This is a genomic window from Nocardiopsis protaetiae (assembly GCF_045446735.1).
Lineage (GTDB): Bacteria > Actinomycetota > Actinomycetes > Streptosporangiales > Streptosporangiaceae > Nocardiopsis > Nocardiopsis protaetiae.
In genome coordinates, this window is the sequence record NZ_JBJJBV010000152.1 from 1 (window position 1) to 16837 (window position 16837).

The following is a 16837-nucleotide window of genomic DNA, read 5'->3' on the forward strand; positions in this document are numbered from 1 at the left end:
CCGGGGCCCCTCTCACGAGGGGCCCCGGGTCTTTTTCGTGCCCGGGCCCTGGGCCGATCCGTGCCCGGACGGCGGGCCGACCCTGACGATCGTCGGGGCGGCACCCCGTCGGTCGACACTGTCGGCGCGCTGCCGTCCGTTCCTAGCGTGGGCCTTCCCGACACGGCGAAGGGAAGGCGGCCATGGGCACGGAGGACGGCGGGGGACCCGCACTGGAGGCGGTCGGCCTCGTGAAGAGGTTCGGTGGGGACGGGGCCGCGGTGACCGCCGTGGCCGGGGTGGACCTGTGCCTGGGGCGCGGGGAGTTCGTCGCGGTCATGGGCCCCTCGGGTTCGGGCAAGTCCACGCTGATGAACCTGCTGGCCGGGCTGGACACCCCCACCGCGGGCCGGGTGGCGATCGAGGGCACCGACCTGGCCGGGCTCGACGACCGGGGGCTCACCCGGCTGCGGCGCGAACGCGTCGGGTTCGTGTTCCAGGCGTTCAACCTGGTGCCGGCGCTGACCGCCGAGCAGAACATCCTGCTGCCCCTGGCGCTCGCCGGGCGCCGCCCGGACCGGGACCTCCTGGCGGAGATCGTGGGGTCGCTGGGGCTGGGCGACCGGCTCGGGCACCGCCCCGCGGAGCTGTCCGGGGGCCAGCAGCAGCGGGTGGCCGTCGCCCGCGCGCTGGTCACCGAGCCCGCGGTGGTGTTCGCCGACGAGCCGACCGGGGCGCTGGACGTCGCGGCGGGCCGCGGCCTGCTGGAGCGGCTGCGGGACGCGGCCGACCGGCTGGGCCGGACGGTCGTCATGGTCACGCACGACCCGGTCGCCGCGACCTACGCGGACCGGGTGCTGCTGCTGTCCGACGGGGCGCCGCACGCCACCGTGGAGCGGCCGACCGCCCGCGCGGTGCTGGCGGCCATGGCCCGGACGGGGGCCTGATGTTCGCGCAGGCCTGGGCGCAGGTCACCGCCCACCCCTCCCGGCAGGCCGCGGTCCTGGCGGCGGTCGTGCTGGGCACGCTCTTCCTCGCGGCGACCGCCGTGTTCACCGCGACCTCCGCGGCCGGGCTGCGCATGGTCGCCGCGGCCCCGCTGTCGGCGGCCGACGTGGTCGTGGACCGCGACCCGCGGGGCCCCGACCCCGGTGCGGACTGGCCCGAGCGGGTCGCCGCGCACCCCGATGTGACGGCCCTGGCCCCCGTCCACGCACGAACCGTCGAGCTCGCCACCGGCGAGGTCCGGGCCACCACCAACGTGTACAGCGTCCCGGACCGGCCCGAACTGCGCTGGTTCGACCTGGCCGAGGGGACCTGGCCGGCGAACGCCGCCGAGGTGGTGGCGGACGCGCCGACCCTGGACGCCGCCGGGCTGGCGGTGGGCGACACCGCGCGCCTGCTCTCCGACGGCGAGGAGATCGAGGTGACCGTGGTCGGCGCGGCCGACCTGGGGTTCCGTCCGCTGACCGGGGTGCGGTTCCGGCTGTACGCCGCCGAGGCGTTCTTCGCTGGGCACAGCCCGCTGGGCGTCACCGCCCGGGTCGCCGAGGGGACGACCCCGGAGGCGGTGGTGGCCGGGCTGGCGGCGTCCCTGCCCGGCGACCTGTACCCCGTGACCGCCCGGGAGCAGGCCGACCTGGCCGCGGACCGGTTCGCGGGCGGGTCGCGGCAGCTGGACCTGCTGCTGCTGGTGTTCGCGCTCATCTCGCTGCTGGCGGCCGCGCTGGTCATCACCAACACGTTCACCGTCCTGCTGGCCCGGCGGCGGCGCGACACCGCGCTGCTGCGGCTGGTGGGCGCGGACCGGTCGCAGGTGCGCGCCCTGGTCGTGGCCGAGGCGCTGATCGTCGGCTCGGCCGGGTCGGCGCTGGGCGTGGCCGCTGGTGTGGGGGCGGGGTACGCGGGCGCGGCGCTGGCGGGGCTGGCCGGGGGCGGGCTGCACGTGGGCCTCCCGGCCCTGGCCGGGGCCTTTGCGGTGGGCGTGGCCACGACCGTGTGCGCCGTGTGGTTCCCCGCCCGGCGGGCGGCGCGGGTGGCGCCGATCGAGGCGCTGCGGTCCGCTCCCCTGCCGGGCGGGGTCCGGTTCCGGCCGGTCCACGCGGTGGCGTCGGCCCTGGCGGTGGGCGGTACGGCGGCGATGGGGTGGGGCGCGGCGGCGGAGAACCTCCCAGTGGCGATCGCGGGCGGATCCGTGGGGGCGGTCGGCCTGCTGGTGTTCCTGCGTTACGGGCTCTCCCGGCTCGTCCAGGGGGCCGACCTGCTGCTGCGGCGCCGGGGCGGCGTGCCGGCGCTGGCGGGGGCGGCGCTGCGGCGCGACACCGGGCGGGCCGCGACGGCCGCGCTCACCCTGGTGCTCGGGCTGGGGCTGATCACCGCTCTGGCCACGGCCGCCGCCACCGGCCGCGCCACCATCGACGGCGACCTGGACGCGCGTTTCCCGGTGGACGTGAGCGTGCGGGTGGACGGGGGTTCGGTCTCCCCCGGCACCGTCGACCTGATCCGCGACATCGACGGGCTGGACCTGGTGGAGGCGCCGCGGACCGAACAGGTGGAGGTCGGGGGCCTGGGCGGGGTCACCCTGGTGGGGGTCTCCCCCGAACTGGCGCGGGCCGCGGGTGCCACCGAGCTGGCCGGGGCGGGCTCCGGGCCCCCGGCCCTGCTGGTGTCGGCGGAGCAGGCCGCCGCGCTGGGCGCCGAACCCGGGGACACCGTGGACCTCCGCGTCGACGGCGGGGTGCGCCCCTTCACCCTGCACGTGTCCGCGCTGGCCACCGCCTCGGGCGCCCCCGCCCCGGTGGTGCGCGAGGACGTTCTGGACTCCCTGGCCCCGGGCGGCGACCGGGGCATGGTGTGGGGCGTGGCCTCGGGCGACACCGACCCCGACGTCCTCGCCGAGCACATGGACCGGGTCGCCGCGGCGGACCCCGCGATCACCCTCAACGGCGCCCTCGGCGAACGGGGAGACCTCACCGGCGTCCTCGACGTCCTGGTGGGCCTGTCGCTGGCGATGCTGCTGGTCACCGTGGTCATCGCCGGGCTCGGGGTGGCCGACACGCTGGGCCTTTCCGTCCTGGAGCGGACCCGCGAGCTGGCGCTGCTGCGGGCCCTGGGGCTCACCCGGGGCGGGCTGCGGGCGACGCTGGCGGTCGAGGCCGCGGTCGTCTCCCTGCTCGGCGGCCTCCTGGGGGCGGCGATCGGTGTTCCCTACGGGCTGGTCGGCATCAAGGCGATCGTCGGGGGGACCGCTCCCCTCGTGGTGGCCGTCCCCTGGGGGCAGGTGGCGCTCGTGCTCGCATCCGCGCTGGCCATCGGGCTTGTAGCCACCCTGCTTCCGGCCCGGCGGGCGACCCGGATCGCCCCGGCGCAGGGGCTGGCGGCCGACTGACGCACGCGTCGATTCGGCTCGGCTCAGCCCTGGTCGACCAGGCCCGCCTCGTACGCGAGCACCGCGGCCTCGACCCGGTTGCGCACCCCCAGGCGTTTGAGGATGGTGCTGACATGGCCCTTCACCGTGCCCTCCACGAGGAAGAGCCGGCGGCCGATCTCCCCGTTGGACAGTCCGGCGCCGAGCAGGGCCAGGACCTCGCGTTCGCGAGCGGTCAGGTCGCCCACCCGGCCGGCGACGGCCAGGCGCCGGGTGGAGCGGTCGTGCTCCATCCGGTCCAGCACCCGCCGGGCCACCCGCGGGGAGAGGAAGGCCCCGCCCCCGGCCACGGCCCGCACCCCCAGCAGGAGTTCGCGGGGGTCGCCGGTCTTGAGCAGGAACCCGGCGGCGCCCCCGGCCAGGGCGCGGACGACGTACTCCTCCTCGCCGAAGGTGGTCAGCACGGCCACACCCGTCGCCGGTGCGGCGCGCCGCATCTCCGCGGCCGCGGCCAGCCCGTCCATCACGGGCATGCGGATGTCGACCAGGGCGACGTCGGGCCGGTGGGCGCGGGCCTTCTCGACGCCCTCGCGGCCGTCGGCGGCCTCCGCGACCACCTCGATGCCCGGGTCCTCGGCGAGGATCGCGCGCACCCCGGCGCGGATCACGGCCTCGTCGTCCACCAGCAGGACGCGCACCGCGGGTGCCGCTCCCCGCCCTGCCGGATCTCGCCCCGCCATGTCCCGCCTCACCAGGTCACCTTCTCGGCCGACAGCAGTTCCCGGGCGTCGAAGCACAATCGGTACCGGTCGGAGGCACCGTCGAAGACGTCGGGGCTGGAGCGGTACAGGCGGCATTCGCGGCCGATCCCGCCGCCCGCGTCGCGGACGAGCGGGGCGCGGGGCAGCAGGGCCTCCACCTCGGCCCTGGCCTGTCCCGGGCGCAGCTGCTCGAAGACCCCCGGGTAGAGGGTGGAGGTCGCCGCCTGGTGCGCGGTGACCGCGAGGAGCAGGCCGTACCCGGCGCAGGCCGCGACCGCGGGGACACCGGTGAGCAGGCCCATCGCCCAGGCGGTGCGTCTGCGCGCCCGCCGGTGGGGGTGCGGCGGCCGGTGGGAGGGTGATGGTCGGTGGGAGGACGGCGACCGGTGGGGATCGGCCCGGACCGGCGGGGCCGGTGGGGCGGCTTGGATCGCTGGGGCCGGTGTCCCGTGCAGCGGCAGGCGGGCCGCGACCGTCCAGCCGGGTCCGTCGGGGCCCGCGTGCAGGGAGCCCCCGGCCAGGCGGACGCGTTCGCGCAGGCCGACCAGCCCGCTGCCGCCGGGTACGGGCCGGACCCGCGGCAGGTCCTCGCGGGGCGCGGATCCGGTCACCCGGACCGACACCCCGTCGGCCGCCGTGTCCACCTCGACCCGCACGGCCGCGCCCGGGGCGTGCCGGGCGGAGTTGGTCAGCGCCTCCTGGACCACCCGGTGCACCGCCCGGTCCACCGGCACCGGCGGGGCGGCCCCCTCCCCCGTTCGGACCAGGGCCACGTCCATCCCGGACTCCGCGGCCCGGGCCACCAGGTCGTCGAGGCCCTCGCCCGCCGGGCGCAGCGGCGCGCGCTCCCCGTCCGCCCGCAGCACCCCGAGCGCCTCCGCCAGCCGGTCGGCCGCGCGGGCCGCCGCCTCGCGCAGCCCGGTGGCCTGGGCGCGGCGGTGGTCGGGCAGGTCGCCCGCCAGCTCCAGGGCGCCCGCGCGCAGGGACAGCAGGCCCAGCTCGTGGCCGACGGCGTCGTGCATCTCCCCGGCGATCCGGGAGCGTTCGCGCAGCCGGGCGCGTTCGGCGACCAGGTCGGCCTCGCTCTCCAGGATCCGCGCCCGCTCCCAGCCCGCCCTCTCCAGGGCGGCCATGCTGCGCAGGTAGCGGCCCACCAGCCAGGGCAGCGGCACGGCGAGGAGCACCAGGGCGCCGCCGGTGATCCACATGCCCGCGGGCTGGCCCGTCCACAGCAGCCACACCGCACCGGCCGCCGCGCCGGCCGTGTACACGGCGGCCGCGGGGCGCGGGTCGGCGGACAGGCGGCCGGTGAGCAGCAGCGGGACCGGCAGCGGCAGCAGCAGCCACGGCCATGCCGTGGCGAGCGGGGCCATCGCGGCCGCGCAGACCAGGGCCGCGTGGCCGGGCGGGATCCGGGGAGTGCGCATACCGGGGACGGTAACCCGCCGCGCCCCCCGCGGACATCCGACGAAAGTCAGGTCCCGGTGCGTCCCGGCGCGATCGCGGTCACACCGGCGAGCAGGGCGGTCGCCGACTGAGCCGGGCTCGCGCTGCGGCGGGCGGGGCTCACACGGCGGCGAGCACGGCCGCGGTGACGAAGACGACCTGCTCGATCGTGCGGGGCAGCAGCGGGGTGGCGGGCTTTCCGGCCAGGGTGACGCCGCGGCGGGCCGCGGAGACGTTGGCCGGGAACATGGCGAGCAGCAGCAGGGCCAGGCCGATCGCCGCGTACGGGGCGGTGGGCGGGAACAGCAGCGCGGCCGCCCCGGCGAGTTCCAGCACGCCGGTGACCGTGACCAGCAGGTACGGGAACGGCAGCGCCTCGGGGATCATCGCGGCGAAGTCGCGGCGCCAGGACGGCAGGAAGTGCACCACCCCGGTGAGGACGAACATCAGGGCCAGTCCGCCCCGGAGGGAGGTCTGCCAGTCGAGTGCCTCCACGCCCGTCAGGCCCAGGAGCCACAGGAGCGCGGTGCCGCCGAGGAGGGCGATGAGGGGTGCCATGCGGGTCTCCGATCCTTGAATCTTTCCATTGACAAGATTGCGGCACGGCTTGAATCTTGTCAATGGAAAGATAGGGTGAGGCTCCTCGGAGAGTCCTCGGATCAGGGAGGTGGGAAGGATCGCCGAGCGCACCTATCACCACGGTGACCTGCGGCGCGCCGTCATCGACGCCGCGCTGGAGGCCACCGGGGAATCCGGCCCGACCGGGTGGAGCCTGCGCGAACTGGCCCGCCGCGCGGGGGTCTCGCACGCCGCCCCCGCCCACCACTTCGGCGACAAGGCCGGGGTGCTCACCGCCGTGGCCGCCGAGGGGTTCGTGCTGTTCGCCGACGCCCTGGAGGCGGCGGCGCCCGGGGGGCCGCGGGAGACCGGCCTGGCCTACATCCGCTTCGCCCTCGCGCACCGCGCCCACTTCGAGGTGATGTTCCGGCCCGAGCTGTACCGGCTCGACGACCCCGGGCTGCTGGCCGCGCGCGAACGCGCCGGGGCCGTGCTGGCCGCCAGCGGCGGCGCGCTGGCCACCGACCCCGCGCGGGCCCGGGCGACCACCATCGGCGCGTGGACGTTCGCGCACGGGTTCGCCGAGCTGTGGCTCAGTGGGGCCCTCCCCGAGAGCGCCGACGGGGACCCGGAGGAGGTGGCCCGGTCGGTCATCGCGGTGCTGTTCGACCGGGACCGGTAGCGTCCTCGGGGACGGTGAACCGGGCCGGTCGGGCGAGGGGGATCCAGCCCAGGGCGAGGATCGCGGCGCCCGCCACCAGGGCGGCGCGCACCCCCCAGACCTGGGCGACCGCGCCCGCGTAGAGGCCGGAGAAGGTGAGCGCGCCGGTCATCATGAACCGCAGGGTCGCGGTCATCCGGCCGAGCAGGCGGTCCGGGGTCCAGCGCTGGCGCAGGGTCAGCTGCACGACGTTCACCGCGCCGATCCCCGCCTGGGACAGCGCCCAGACCACGGACACCGCCCAGAAGTTCCCGGCGGTGAGGAACGGCACCGCGGCACCGCCCGCGGCGGCGAGCAGCGCGCATCCCAGCAGGGTGCGGCCCGGCCCCAGCCGGGCCTCCACCCGGGCGGCCACCAGCGAGCCCAGCAGCACACCCGCCGCGCCCACCATGAAGAACATCCCGACCATGCCCTCGGCCAGGCCCAGGTCGGTGACGATCAGGACGGGCGTCATCAGCACGAGCGCGCCCAGACCCAGGTTGACCAGGAGCGCCGACAGGGCCATCGACCGCAGCAGCGGGTGGCCGAACACGTGCCGCAGCCCCTCGGCGACCTCGGTGCGCAGGCTGCGTTCCCCGGTGGCGGGTTCGGGTTCGCGGACCCGGACGGTGAGGGTGAGCAGGCCCGAGACGAACTGGGCGACCCCGTCGACGAGGATCACGAGCGGGGCGCCCAGGTGCTGGACCAGGTGGCCGCCCGCGCCCCGGCCCGCCAGCAGCGCCGTCGAGGACAGGCCGCCCAGGGCGGAGTTGGCCGCCATGAGCCGGTCGCGCCCCACGATCGCCGGGAGCAGGCCCTGCTGGGCGATCCGCGCGAACAGGGAGGCGACGCCGCCCAGCAGGGCGCAGACGTACAGCTGGGTGAGGGTGAGCGCGTCCAGGGCCCAGGCCAGCGGGATGGACAGCAGGATCAGGCCGTGCAGGAGCTGGCCGGCGACGAGCACCGGGCGGCGGCGCAACCGGTCGGTCCACACCCCCGCGGGCAGGCCGACCAGCAGGTAGGCGGCGGTGGTGAGGGCGCCGAGCAGCCCCACCTGGGCCGGGGCGGCGTCCAGGACCAGCACGGCCAGGAGGGGGAGAGCGAAGGCGGCGACCTCGGTGCCGGATTCGGCGAGGGTGCGGGCCGCGAAGAAGCGGCGGAACCCGGCGGAGGCGAAGGGTCCGCCGGAGGTGACGGGGATCGTCGTGGTCATGTTCGGCATGGTGGGGTCGGGCGGCGGTCGGGCACCATGGATTCGAGGATTTCCGAATCGGTGACGGTGGGAGTGGGGGGCGATGATCGAGTTGACCCTGGCGGCCGAGGAGATCGGCGGCAGCCGGTTCGCGGTGTCGCCGGTGTGGGAGGCGGTGTCCTCCCGGATGCAACTGACCCGCCGCTCGCCCTCCCCCGTCCACCGGGTGTGGGCGGCCGAGGTGGCGGACCGGGTGCGGGCGGCGGAACGCTCGTGGCCGCTGCTCGCCGAACTGGTCCCGCCCCAGGCCCGGGTGATCCCCGCCCTGGTCTGCCCGGTGCCCCGGGTGTCGCTGCCCGACCTGGAGGTGGAGACGGCCGAGTTGGCGGCCCTGCCGCCGGAGTTCGTGCGGGATTCGCTGGCGGCCGCCGACACCCCCGTGGGGCCGCAGGTGGAGCGGCTGCTGGCCAACCCCGTCGGCGGGATGCGCCGACTGGCCGAGGAGATCACCGTCTACTGGGAGGTGGCGATCGCCCCGTATTGGCCGCGGGTGCTGTCGCTGCTGGAGGGCGACCTGCTGTACCGGGCGCGGCGGATGGCCGAGGGCGGGGTGCGGCACGCGTTCGCGGACCTGGACCCGGCGATCCGATGGGACGGGGGGACGCTGCGGGTGCCGAGCAAGATGGTGGACGGGCCGCGCGACCTGGAGGGGCGGGGGCTGGTGCTGACGCCGTCGGTGTTCTCCTACCCGGCGATCTGGCACATCATGTCGCCGCTGTCCCCGCCGACCGTGCGCTATCCCGCGCGGGGTGTGGGCACCCTGTGGGAGCGGCGGACCACGCCGGTGCCCCGGGCGCTGACCGGGGTGCTGGGGCGGACCCGGGCGGCGGTGCTGGTGGAGCTGACGGGTCCGGCGGGCACCGGGGACCTGGCGCGGCGGACCGGGAGGTCGGTGGCGACGGTGTCGGAGGCGCTGAACGCGCTGCGGCGGGCGGGGCTGGTGAGCGCGCACCGGACGGGGAGGTACGTGCTGTACGCGCGGACGGGGACGGCGGAGGCGCTGGTGGAGGGGGTGGGGGCGCGTGGGGTGTGAGGGTGCGGGGGTGTGCGGGAAAGGGCGCGGGCGACCGTTTGGCCGTTTACCGGGTCAACCGAAAACGGGGATTCGGAGATCAGGGCTTTGACCATGGGTTTCGGGGAGTGGACGGGACCGGAACGGAATTGCGACGTCGGATTCCGTAGAATGGCGTGAGGCGGCGACGGCCCGACCGCCCCCATCCCCCGTTTCGGGCCCGGAGGAACACCTCTTGGCACATCCCCCGATGACGGCGAACGTGTCCGCGAACGCGGCGGGCCCCGATTCCTACGAGAAGTGGTACGAGCGGCGAGTGGCCGCTTTCCACTACCTGTTCGGGACGTCGGTGACTGTCGGGGGACTGCATTTCGCGGCCGGGTTCCACGACGACAACGTGGAGGTGCTCGACCTCGTCGGACGTTCGATGCCCGGGTGGGAGGCGGCGGGAACCGTCGAGTCGGCGACCGCTCACCTCGCGTTCCTCCTGTTCCCGGCGATGGGGGCGGCGTTCTTCGGGATGCCGTGGACAAGTCCGAAGGACCTGCCGGCGGGGGTGAGCGCCAAGCGCTTTCGCACCGCGGAGATGCGCATTCGGTACGGCGTGGTGGGCGGGGACCCGGAGACCGACCACGTGGCCCGGATCGCCGCGGAGAGCCTGATACGCCGGGTCATCCTCGACCCGAGGATCCTGCTGGCCTTCCAGGTCCCCACCCTCGGTTTCATGCTCTTCATGACCGGCTCCGGTCTGGTGTGGGGTTGGGCGGACGGAGACACGGTTCTCGTACTCCGCCAGGGGGGAGCGCTGCTCCTCTTCGTGTGCCTGTTCGCCGTGCCGTGGCGGCTGGTGTTGCTGCGGCGCAGGGCGCTGGAGTTCCGGAACCTCCACGAGGCCCTGCTGCGTCGGTTGCACGGGACGGGCCGGTGAACGGGGTCCCGTCCCGGCCGCTGCCCGCACTCGCCGATTCCCCTGGACCGGAGGACGACCGTTGACCCGCCCCCTCTCCCCCACCCCCGCCGCGCACCCGAAGAAGGGAACGCGCCGTGAAACGCTCCACCTCACGTGCCTGATGGGGGTTTTGCTCGGGCTCGCCACGGTCTTGGGGTTCTACTCGACCTTCGTCTTCGGGGATAGAAAGTCGGCCAGTGGACCGGCGGTGCTGGGATTCGTGGTGCTGGTCCTGGTGGCCTCGGTGGTCATGGGCCTGTTCATCCGGCTTCTCATCCGGAGGAACGCCCTGACCTCGCCAGCGGGCACGACCATGGCGATGCAGCGCGAAGCGGCGCGTGTGGTGCGGAGACGGCGACCGACCGGGGACCCGCGGGTGGACGAGGTCGCCCGCCTGACCGCTGAAGGCGTACTCAGGTATTCGCCGTGGTCCACGGTGCGCATCCCGCTGATCATCTTCGTGCTCGTCTTCGGCCTCAACGTCGCGAGCGCGGCCATGTACTTCGCGGCGCCCTCCGCATCCTCCGGTCTCCCGTGGGGCAACCTGGTGGGAGCGGCGTTCTTCCTGTTCATGGCGGTGGTGCACCCTACGGTCGCGGCCGCGCAGAGGGAGAACGCCCACGTCTTCCTCAACGCCCTGGACCGGGCGGAACGTGAGCGGTCAGTGCCCGAGGCGGGCCTGTGAACCGCGTGGACGCCACCGCCGTGCGCTGGGCGGCGGCGGTGGCCTTCGGGGTGGTGCTCGCCCTGTGCGTACTGCCGGTGTTGCTGCTGATGTCTTCGGCCGCCGTGCCGCGGACCGGGATGCCGCTCGGGTTCGCGCTCGGGATCGCCGCCGTGGCCGGCCTGCTCGGCGGCGGGGGCTTCGGCTGGGCGCTGTCGAGGTGGGGGTGGGTCCCGCACGACCCTGTGCCACCTCGGACACCTGTCCCCGCCCCGGCTCCGATGCACCCCGCCGCGCTCCAGGTCAACGGCATCGCGCCCCACCGGCCGAAATACGGCGCGTGGGTCGGTGGGGTCCTGATCGGTCTGCTCGCGACCCCCTCCATGTTCTTCATGTACGCCATCCCCCGGATCGACGTCCTGGGTCTGGCCGGATCGGTGCTGCTCAGCGTGCTGCTGGGGGCGATCTGCGGGGTCTTCTTCGGTCTGGGGCTCGGGTTCGGCCGACGAGGGCCGGTCTCTCCGGTGGTGACGACGGCTCCCACGTACGCGCAGCAGGAAGCGTTGCGGGCGATCCGTCGGGAACGGCGCACCGGTGATCCACAGCTGGACCTGCCGGCCTGGCATCTCGCCTGCCACCAGGCCAGGAATCGCAACCACATGTCCGGGCTCTTCTACCTTCCGAACCTCTACATCATGCTGCTGCCCTCACTCGCGTCCCGATCCGTGGAACTGGTGCCCTTCCTGCCCGTCATGGCGTCGGTCCTGCTGGCGATGGTCACGTTGGGCGGGGCCTGGACCTTCGCATGGGGAATCCGGCAACGGAATCAGGCGCGGAGGTTCCTTGCGCTGTTCGAGGAGGCGGGAATCCGGGGGTGACTCCGCGTATCCGCTGGTGAGAGCGCTGGCTCCGGGGCGGGGCGGGCGGCGGATCGGGGTGGCCGGTGGAGGTTGTCCACAGAAAACCGGGGGACCTTCCGGCGGGCCTGGGGCACTGCTTTGATGGAAAAAGCCCCCTGGAACGAGGTGCGCCCGTGGCGGAGACCGACGTCCGATCCACCCGACAGCCCATGACCGGTACACCCGACCGGTCTCCTCCGAAGACCCCCCGCCCACCGCTGGCGCGGGTGGGCGTCCCCGACACCCGGGGGCCGGTGTGGTTCCTGTGGTGGCTGGTGCGGGCACAGCCCGGGCGGGTCGCGCTCGGCTCCTTCTGGGGCATCGTGTGGATGGTCGGCCTGCTGGTCCCGCCCTACCTGCTCTCCCGGGCCGTGGACGAGGGGCTGCGGGCCGGGGACCGGGCCGCGCTGCTGGGGTGGGTCGGGATGTTCGCCGGGGTGCTGGTGTTCACCGCGTTCGCCTCGATCCTGCGGCACCGCACCATGGCGATGGTCCGGGCGCACGCATCCCTGCACTGCACGCGGACACTGGCCCGGCACGCCGCCCGGGTGGGGGCGCCGTTGCCACGGGGCACCTCCTCCGGGGACCTGTCGGTGGTGCAGTCCGCGGACGTGGGCCGTATCGCGCAGATCCTCACCCTGTTCGGTCCGGGGGTCGGCAGTGTGCTGGGGTGTGCGGGCGCGGTGGTGATCCTGTGGGGGTTCGCCCCGGTCCTGGCGGTGGTGGTGATCCTCGGGCTGCCGGTGACGGCGCTGGTGCTGGCCCCGCTGCTGCGGCGGATGCACGACCGGCAGAACACCTACCGGGACCGGGAGGGCGAGGTCACCACCCTGGCGGCGGACATCGTGTCGGGCCTGCGGGTGCTGTGCGGGATCGGCGGCAAGGAGAGGTTCGCGCGCAGGTACCGCGAGCGGTCCGGCGCGCTGGTGCGCGACGGGTACCGGCTGGGGTCGGTGACCAGCTGGTTCGAGGAGGTCAGCCAGTGCGCGCCGCTGGTGTTCACCGCCGCGGTCACCTGGATCGCGGCCCGGCTGGCGGTGGCCGGGGAGCTCACCGTGGGCGAGACGGTGGCGGTGTACGGGTACGTGGCGGTGCTGGTGGTCCCGGTGTTCCAGCTGGTGGAGGTGGCGACCGACTTCAGCAGGGGGCACGTGTCGCTGACGCGGCTGCTGGCGCTGCTGCGGACGGAGCCGGACCGGTACGGGGGCGGGGAGGCGCCGCCGCCACCGGGGCCGGGTGAGCTGGCCGACCCGGAGTCGGGGGTGCGGGTGCCGGTGGGGGCGCTGACCGCCCTGGTGGGCGCCGATCCGGCCGTGTCGGCCCTGGTGGCGGACCGGTTGGGCGGCCATGTCGACTCGGCGGCGACCTGGGGCGGGGTGCCGCTGCGGGAGGTGGATCCGGCGGTGGTGCGCGAGCGGATCCTGGTGTCCGACAACGAGGCGTACCTGTTCGCCGGCACGCTGCGGGAGGTCGTGGACGTGCGCGGTGAGCGGAGCGAGGTGGAGGTCGACCTGGCGCTGCGCACCGCGGTCGCGACGGACGTGGCCGAGGCCCTGCCGGACGGGGTCGACTCGGCGGTGGAGGCGCAGGGGCGCGACCTGTCGGGCGGACAGCGGCAGCGGGTGCGGCTGGCCCGCGCGGTGCTGGCCGACCCGGAGGTGCTGATCCTGGTGGAGCCCACCTCGGCGGTGGACGCGCACACCGAGGCCGCGATCGCGGAACGGCTCCGCGCCGACCGCGGCGGCGGGACCACGCTGGTCGTCACCGCCTCGCCGCTGGTGGCGGACCGCGCCGACCGGGTGCTGTTCCTGGCCGGGGGCCGGGTGACCGCGGAGGGCACCCACGCGGAGCTGGTGGCGACATGCGCCGACTACCGGGCGCTGGTGCTCCGCGGCGCCGACGAGGCGGACACCCGGGGTGCCGCAGGGTCGGCGTCTTCGAGACCGGGGGTGCCGAGCGGCTCCGGTGCCGATGACGCGGCTGAAAGCGGTGCGACGGAAAACACCGCGGCCGAAGGCGGCACGACCGAAAGCCGCGCGACCGAAGGCACCGCGGCGGAGGACACCGTGACCGGAGGCGGTACAGCCAAAGGCGGCGCAACCGAAGGCGCCATGGCCGGAGGCGGCACGGCCGAAAGCGGCGCGACAGAAAACACCGCGACCGGAGGCGACGTGACCGAAAGCGGCGCGACAGAAGACACCGTGACTGAAGGCAGCACGACCGAAGGCGGCACGGCCAAAGGCGGCACGACCGAAAGCCGCGCGGCCGAAGGCACCGCGGCGGAGGGCACCGTGACCGGAGGCGGTACAGCCGAAGGCGGCGCAACCGAAGGCGCCATGGCCGGAGACGACACGGCGGTTGAAGGCGGCGATGGCCGATGAGCGCCGGGCGGCGGATGTCCGAAGGCCCGGCGGGTCCGAACGGGAGTGGTCGTCCGGGACGGCGGAGGAGCCGGTCGACGGCCGCGGCGAACACCGGCCGACAACCGGAGCGGGCGGACGGAGTCCGGCCGGGGCGGCCCACCGGCGGGGAGGAGGGGCGATGAACGCGGCGAAGGCGGCGGCGCTGCCGGTGGCGGGGCGCGGGGCGGTGCGGCGGGAGCTGCGGCGGCTGATGGAGGCCGAACGCGGGCCGCTGCTGCGGATGGTGCTGCTCACCTGCGCCGCCGCGGCGGTCGGGCTGGTCGCGCCCTACCTGGTGGGGCGCATCGTGGACCTGCTGGAGGCGGGTACCGCGACGGTGGCGGCGGTGGACGGGCTGGCGGTGGCCGCCGTGGCGTGCGCGCTGGCGACCCTGGTGCTCAACCGGTACGCCAAGCTGAGCGCCTTCCGGTTCGGGGAGCGGGCGCTGGCCCGGCTGCGGGAGGAGTTCGTCGACCGGGTGCTGGCGCTGCCCACCCGGGTGGTCGAGCGGTCCGGCACCGGCGACCTCACCACACGGGTGACGGCGGACGTCGCCACCGCCGGGACGACGCTGCGCACGGCGGTGCCCGACATCGTGCCGTCGGCGCTGCGCATCCTGTTCCTGCTCGCCGCGGTGTTCTGGCTCAGCCCGCCGCTGGGGGCGGTGGTGCTGCTGGGGGTGCCGCCGGCCTGGCTGGCGGTGCACTGGTACCTGCGCCGGTCGCGGACGGCGTACCTGGCGGAGGGGGCGGCCAACTCGGCGGCGGTGGAGGGGGTGACGGCGACCGTGCGGGGCGGCCGCACCGTGGAGGCGTTCGCGCTGGGCGGGCGGCGGGTCGCGGCGGCGGACCGGGACGCGGTGGAGGTGTACCGGGCGCGGCGGCGCACCCTGTACCTGAGATCGGTGCTGTACCCGGTCACGGACATCGCGTTCTCGCTGCCCGCGGTGGTGGTGCTGCTGGTGGGCGGGCTGCTGTACCTGGACGGCCGGGTGGCGCTCGGGGTGGTGGTCACCTGCTGCCTGTACATGCTGCGGGTGCAGGACAGCGCCGGGTGGATCATGATCTGGATCGAGCTGCTCCAGCGCAGCGGGGCGTCGTTCGCCCGGGTGTTCGGGGTGGGGTCGGTGACCGCGGGGCCGCCACCGCCGGGCCCGGTCCCGGCGGACGACCGGATCGAGGTCCGCGACGTCCACTACGCCTACGTGGAGGGGCGGGACGTACTGCGCGGGATCTCGCTGTCCGTGCGGCCGGGCGAGCGGTGGGCGGTCGTGGGGCCGTCGGGGGCGGGCAAGACCACGCTGGGCCGGTTGCTGGCGGGGGTGGACGCGCCGCGTTCGGGCCGGGTGCTGGTGGGCGGGGTGCCGGTCACGGACCTGGGGCCGCGGGAGCTGCGCGAGCGGATCGTGCTGGTGAGCCAGGAGCACCACGTGTTCGCGGGGACGCTGCGGGAGAACCTGGCGATCGCCGCCGAGGAGGCCGACGACACCGTTCTGGCGGCGGCGCTGGCGGCGGTGGACGCCGATTGGGCGGCGGCGCTGCCGCGAGGGCTGGACACACCACTGGGCCCGGGCGGGGTCGTGCTGGACCCCGCCCGGGCGCAGCAGGTGGCCCTGGCACGGGTGGTGCTGGCCGATCCGCACACGGTGGTCCTGGACGAGGCGACCTCACTGCTGGACCCGACCACGGCCCGGCAGGCGGAGCGCTCGCTGGCGGCGGTGCTGGCGGGGCGGACGGTGATCGCGATCGCGCACCGGCTGCACACCGCACACGACGCCGACCGGATCGCGGTGGTGGAGGACGGCCGCATCACCGAACTGGGGGCGCACGACGAGCTCGTCGACGCGGGCGGCCCCTACGAGGCGCTGTGGCGTTCCTGGCACGGCGACCGAACGGAGTGAGGGAGAGGCCCCCGCAGGGGCCGTTCCCCGACGATGACCGGGCGCGACACAGGAACGGGTCGGCCGACGGCCCGAGTCCGCGGTGCCGCGGGCCGACGGTCTGCACAGGAGGGCACCATGGGCCGCGGGTACCACCGACCCACCGCACCACGACCGAGGGAGCACCACCCATGACCGACCGGCGCTGCGCCTGGGCGCGGAACGCGTCCGAGCTGATGACCGCCTACCACGACCAGGAGTGGGGCCGCCCGTCCCGCGACGACGCCCACCTGTTCGAGATGCTGGTGCTGGAGGGCGCGCAGGCGGGGCTCTCCTGGTCCACGGTGCTCAACAAGCGTGCGAACTACCGCGCGCTGCTGGACGGGTTCGACTACACCGCGATCGCCGCCTACGACGAGGAGCGGGAGAAGGAGCTGCTGGCCGAGACCGGCATCATCCGCAACCGGCTCAAGGTCGCCTCGCTGGCCCGCAACGCCCGGGCGTTCCTGCGGGTGCGCGAGGAGTACGGCACCTTCGCCGACTACCTGTGGTCCTGGACCGAGGGGGTGCCGCTGGTCAACCGGTTCACCGAACCCGCCGAGGTCCCGGCGAGCACGCCGCTGTCGGACCGGGTGAGCAAGGACCTGAAGAAGCGCGGGTTCTCGTTCGTGGGCACCACCATCGTCTACTCCTACCTCCAGTCCACGGGGGTCGTCGACGACCACCTGGTGGGCTGCCCGGCCAAGCCGAAAGCCGCCGGCGGGACCCCCGCCGCCGGAGCACCCGCCGCCGGGACCGCCCAATGACCGGCACACGCCGCCGAACGGCCGCCGACCGGGCCCCGCCGCCCGACGACCGGGGTCACACGGGCTCCTCCCAGGGGTCGCGGTCACGGCGGACCTCCCAGCGACGGGTCACGCCGATCTCGTGCAGGAACACCGGGTCGTGGCTCGCCACCAGCAGCGCGCC

The 16837-nt window shown here is 75.2% G+C and carries 14 protein-coding genes; 10 read left to right on the plus strand and 4 right to left on the minus strand.

Going from position 1 to position 16837, the window contains the following annotated elements:
* Positions 1 to 182: 182 nt before the first annotated feature.
* Positions 183 to 926: an ABC transporter ATP-binding protein gene (locus ACJOT3_RS21685; protein WP_406974910.1), complete on the plus strand. Its 744-nt coding sequence runs from the start codon at positions 183 to 185 to the stop codon at positions 924 to 926.
* On the plus strand, positions 926 to 3367 hold the full coding sequence (locus ACJOT3_RS21690; protein ID WP_406974911.1) for an FtsX-like permease family protein: 2442 nt from the start codon (positions 926 to 928) through the stop codon (positions 3365 to 3367). The genes ACJOT3_RS21685 and ACJOT3_RS21690 overlap by 1 nt, the downstream gene beginning before the upstream one ends.
* 23 nt (positions 3368 to 3390) lie before the next feature.
* On the opposite strand, the gene ACJOT3_RS21695 is transcribed toward ACJOT3_RS21690, so the two are convergent.
* The 3 genes from ACJOT3_RS21695 to ACJOT3_RS21705 all read right to left on the minus strand — a co-directional run bounded on the left by ACJOT3_RS21695 (position 3391) and on the right by ACJOT3_RS21705 (position 6111).
* Complete coding sequence (locus ACJOT3_RS21695; RefSeq protein ID WP_406974912.1) at positions 3391 to 4086, minus strand: response regulator; 696 nt, start codon at positions 4084 to 4086, stop codon at positions 3391 to 3393.
* Between the two features lie 8 nt (positions 4087 to 4094).
* Complete coding sequence (locus tag ACJOT3_RS21700) at positions 4095 to 5534, minus strand: sensor histidine kinase (protein ID WP_406974913.1); 1440 nt, start codon at positions 5532 to 5534, stop codon at positions 4095 to 4097.
* Between the two features lie 139 nt (positions 5535 to 5673).
* A complete protein-coding gene (locus ACJOT3_RS21705) occupies positions 5674 to 6111 on the minus strand; it encodes a DoxX family protein (RefSeq protein ID WP_406974914.1) in 438 nt (145 codons plus the stop codon).
* 109 nt (positions 6112 to 6220) lie between these two features.
* Here ACJOT3_RS21705 and ACJOT3_RS21710 point away from each other — a divergent pair, with 109 nt between their 5' ends.
* Complete coding sequence (locus ACJOT3_RS21710; protein WP_406974915.1) at positions 6221 to 6793, plus strand: TetR/AcrR family transcriptional regulator; 573 nt, start codon at positions 6221 to 6223, stop codon at positions 6791 to 6793.
* Here the strand turns inward: ACJOT3_RS21710 and ACJOT3_RS21715 are convergent.
* A complete protein-coding gene (locus ACJOT3_RS21715) occupies positions 6762 to 8024 on the minus strand; it encodes an MFS transporter (protein ID WP_406974916.1) in 1263 nt (420 codons plus the stop codon). The genes ACJOT3_RS21710 and ACJOT3_RS21715 overlap by 32 nt on opposite strands.
* Positions 8025 to 8106: 82 nt before the next feature.
* Here ACJOT3_RS21715 and ACJOT3_RS21720 point away from each other — a divergent pair, with 82 nt between their 5' ends.
* The 7 genes from ACJOT3_RS21720 to ACJOT3_RS21750 all read left to right on the plus strand — a co-directional run bounded on the left by ACJOT3_RS21720 (position 8107) and on the right by ACJOT3_RS21750 (position 16674).
* The gene (locus ACJOT3_RS21720; protein ID WP_406974917.1) at positions 8107 to 9096 is read left to right on the plus strand and encodes an ArsR/SmtB family transcription factor; all 990 of its coding nucleotides are present in this window, start codon (positions 8107 to 8109) and stop codon (positions 9094 to 9096) included.
* Positions 9097 to 9310: 214 nt separating this feature from the next.
* Positions 9311 to 10003, plus strand: a complete 693-nt coding sequence (locus ACJOT3_RS21725) for a hypothetical protein (protein ID WP_406974918.1) — start codon at positions 9311 to 9313, stop codon at positions 10001 to 10003.
* Between the two features lie 61 nt (positions 10004 to 10064).
* Positions 10065 to 10709, plus strand: a complete 645-nt coding sequence (locus ACJOT3_RS21730) for a hypothetical protein (protein ID WP_406974919.1) — start codon at positions 10065 to 10067, stop codon at positions 10707 to 10709.
* Positions 10706 to 11566, plus strand: a complete 861-nt coding sequence (locus tag ACJOT3_RS21735) for a hypothetical protein (protein ID WP_406974920.1) — start codon at positions 10706 to 10708, stop codon at positions 11564 to 11566. Before ACJOT3_RS21730 ends, ACJOT3_RS21735 begins: the two co-directional genes overlap by 4 nt.
* 191 nt (positions 11567 to 11757) lie before the next feature.
* Positions 11758 to 13968 (plus strand): ABC transporter ATP-binding protein, encoded by a 2211-nt coding sequence (locus ACJOT3_RS21740; protein ID WP_406974921.1) that lies wholly within the window; start codon positions 11758 to 11760, stop codon positions 13966 to 13968.
* 160 nt (positions 13969 to 14128) lie between these two features.
* Positions 14129 to 15889 (plus strand): ABC transporter ATP-binding protein, encoded by a 1761-nt coding sequence (locus ACJOT3_RS21745; RefSeq protein WP_406974922.1) that lies wholly within the window; start codon positions 14129 to 14131, stop codon positions 15887 to 15889.
* 170 nt (positions 15890 to 16059) lie between these two features.
* Positions 16060 to 16674 (plus strand): DNA-3-methyladenine glycosylase I, encoded by a 615-nt coding sequence (locus tag ACJOT3_RS21750; RefSeq protein WP_406974923.1) that lies wholly within the window; start codon positions 16060 to 16062, stop codon positions 16672 to 16674.
* The last annotated feature ends 163 nt before the right edge of the window (positions 16675 to 16837 follow it).

Excerpts from the sequence above, each read along its gene's own strand:
- ACJOT3_RS21705 (WP_406974914.1), bottom strand. The coding sequence starts at position 6,111 with ATGGCACCCCTCATCGCCCTCCTCGGCGGCACCGCGCTCCTGTGGCTC.
- ACJOT3_RS21750 (WP_406974923.1), top strand. The coding sequence starts at position 16,060 with ATGACCGACCGGCGCTGCGCCTGGGCGCGGAACGCGTCCGAGCTGATG.
- ACJOT3_RS21720 (WP_406974917.1), top strand. The coding sequence starts at position 8,107 with ATGATCGAGTTGACCCTGGCGGCCGAGGAGATCGGCGGCAGCCGGTTC.
- ACJOT3_RS21700 (WP_406974913.1), bottom strand. The coding sequence starts at position 5,534 with ATGCGCACTCCCCGGATCCCGCCCGGCCACGCGGCCCTGGTCTGCGCG.
- ACJOT3_RS21740 (WP_406974921.1), top strand. The coding sequence starts at position 11,758 with ATGACCGGTACACCCGACCGGTCTCCTCCGAAGACCCCCCGCCCACCG.
- ACJOT3_RS21715 (WP_406974916.1), bottom strand. The coding sequence starts at position 8,024 with ATGACCACGACGATCCCCGTCACCTCCGGCGGACCCTTCGCCTCCGCC.
- ACJOT3_RS21690 (WP_406974911.1), top strand. The coding sequence starts at position 926 with ATGTTCGCGCAGGCCTGGGCGCAGGTCACCGCCCACCCCTCCCGGCAG.
- ACJOT3_RS21695 (WP_406974912.1), bottom strand. The coding sequence starts at position 4,086 with ATGGCGGGGCGAGATCCGGCAGGGCGGGGAGCGGCACCCGCGGTGCGC.
- ACJOT3_RS21685 (WP_406974910.1), top strand. The coding sequence starts at position 183 with ATGGGCACGGAGGACGGCGGGGGACCCGCACTGGAGGCGGTCGGCCTC.
- ACJOT3_RS21745 (WP_406974922.1), top strand. The coding sequence starts at position 14,129 with ATGAACGCGGCGAAGGCGGCGGCGCTGCCGGTGGCGGGGCGCGGGGCG.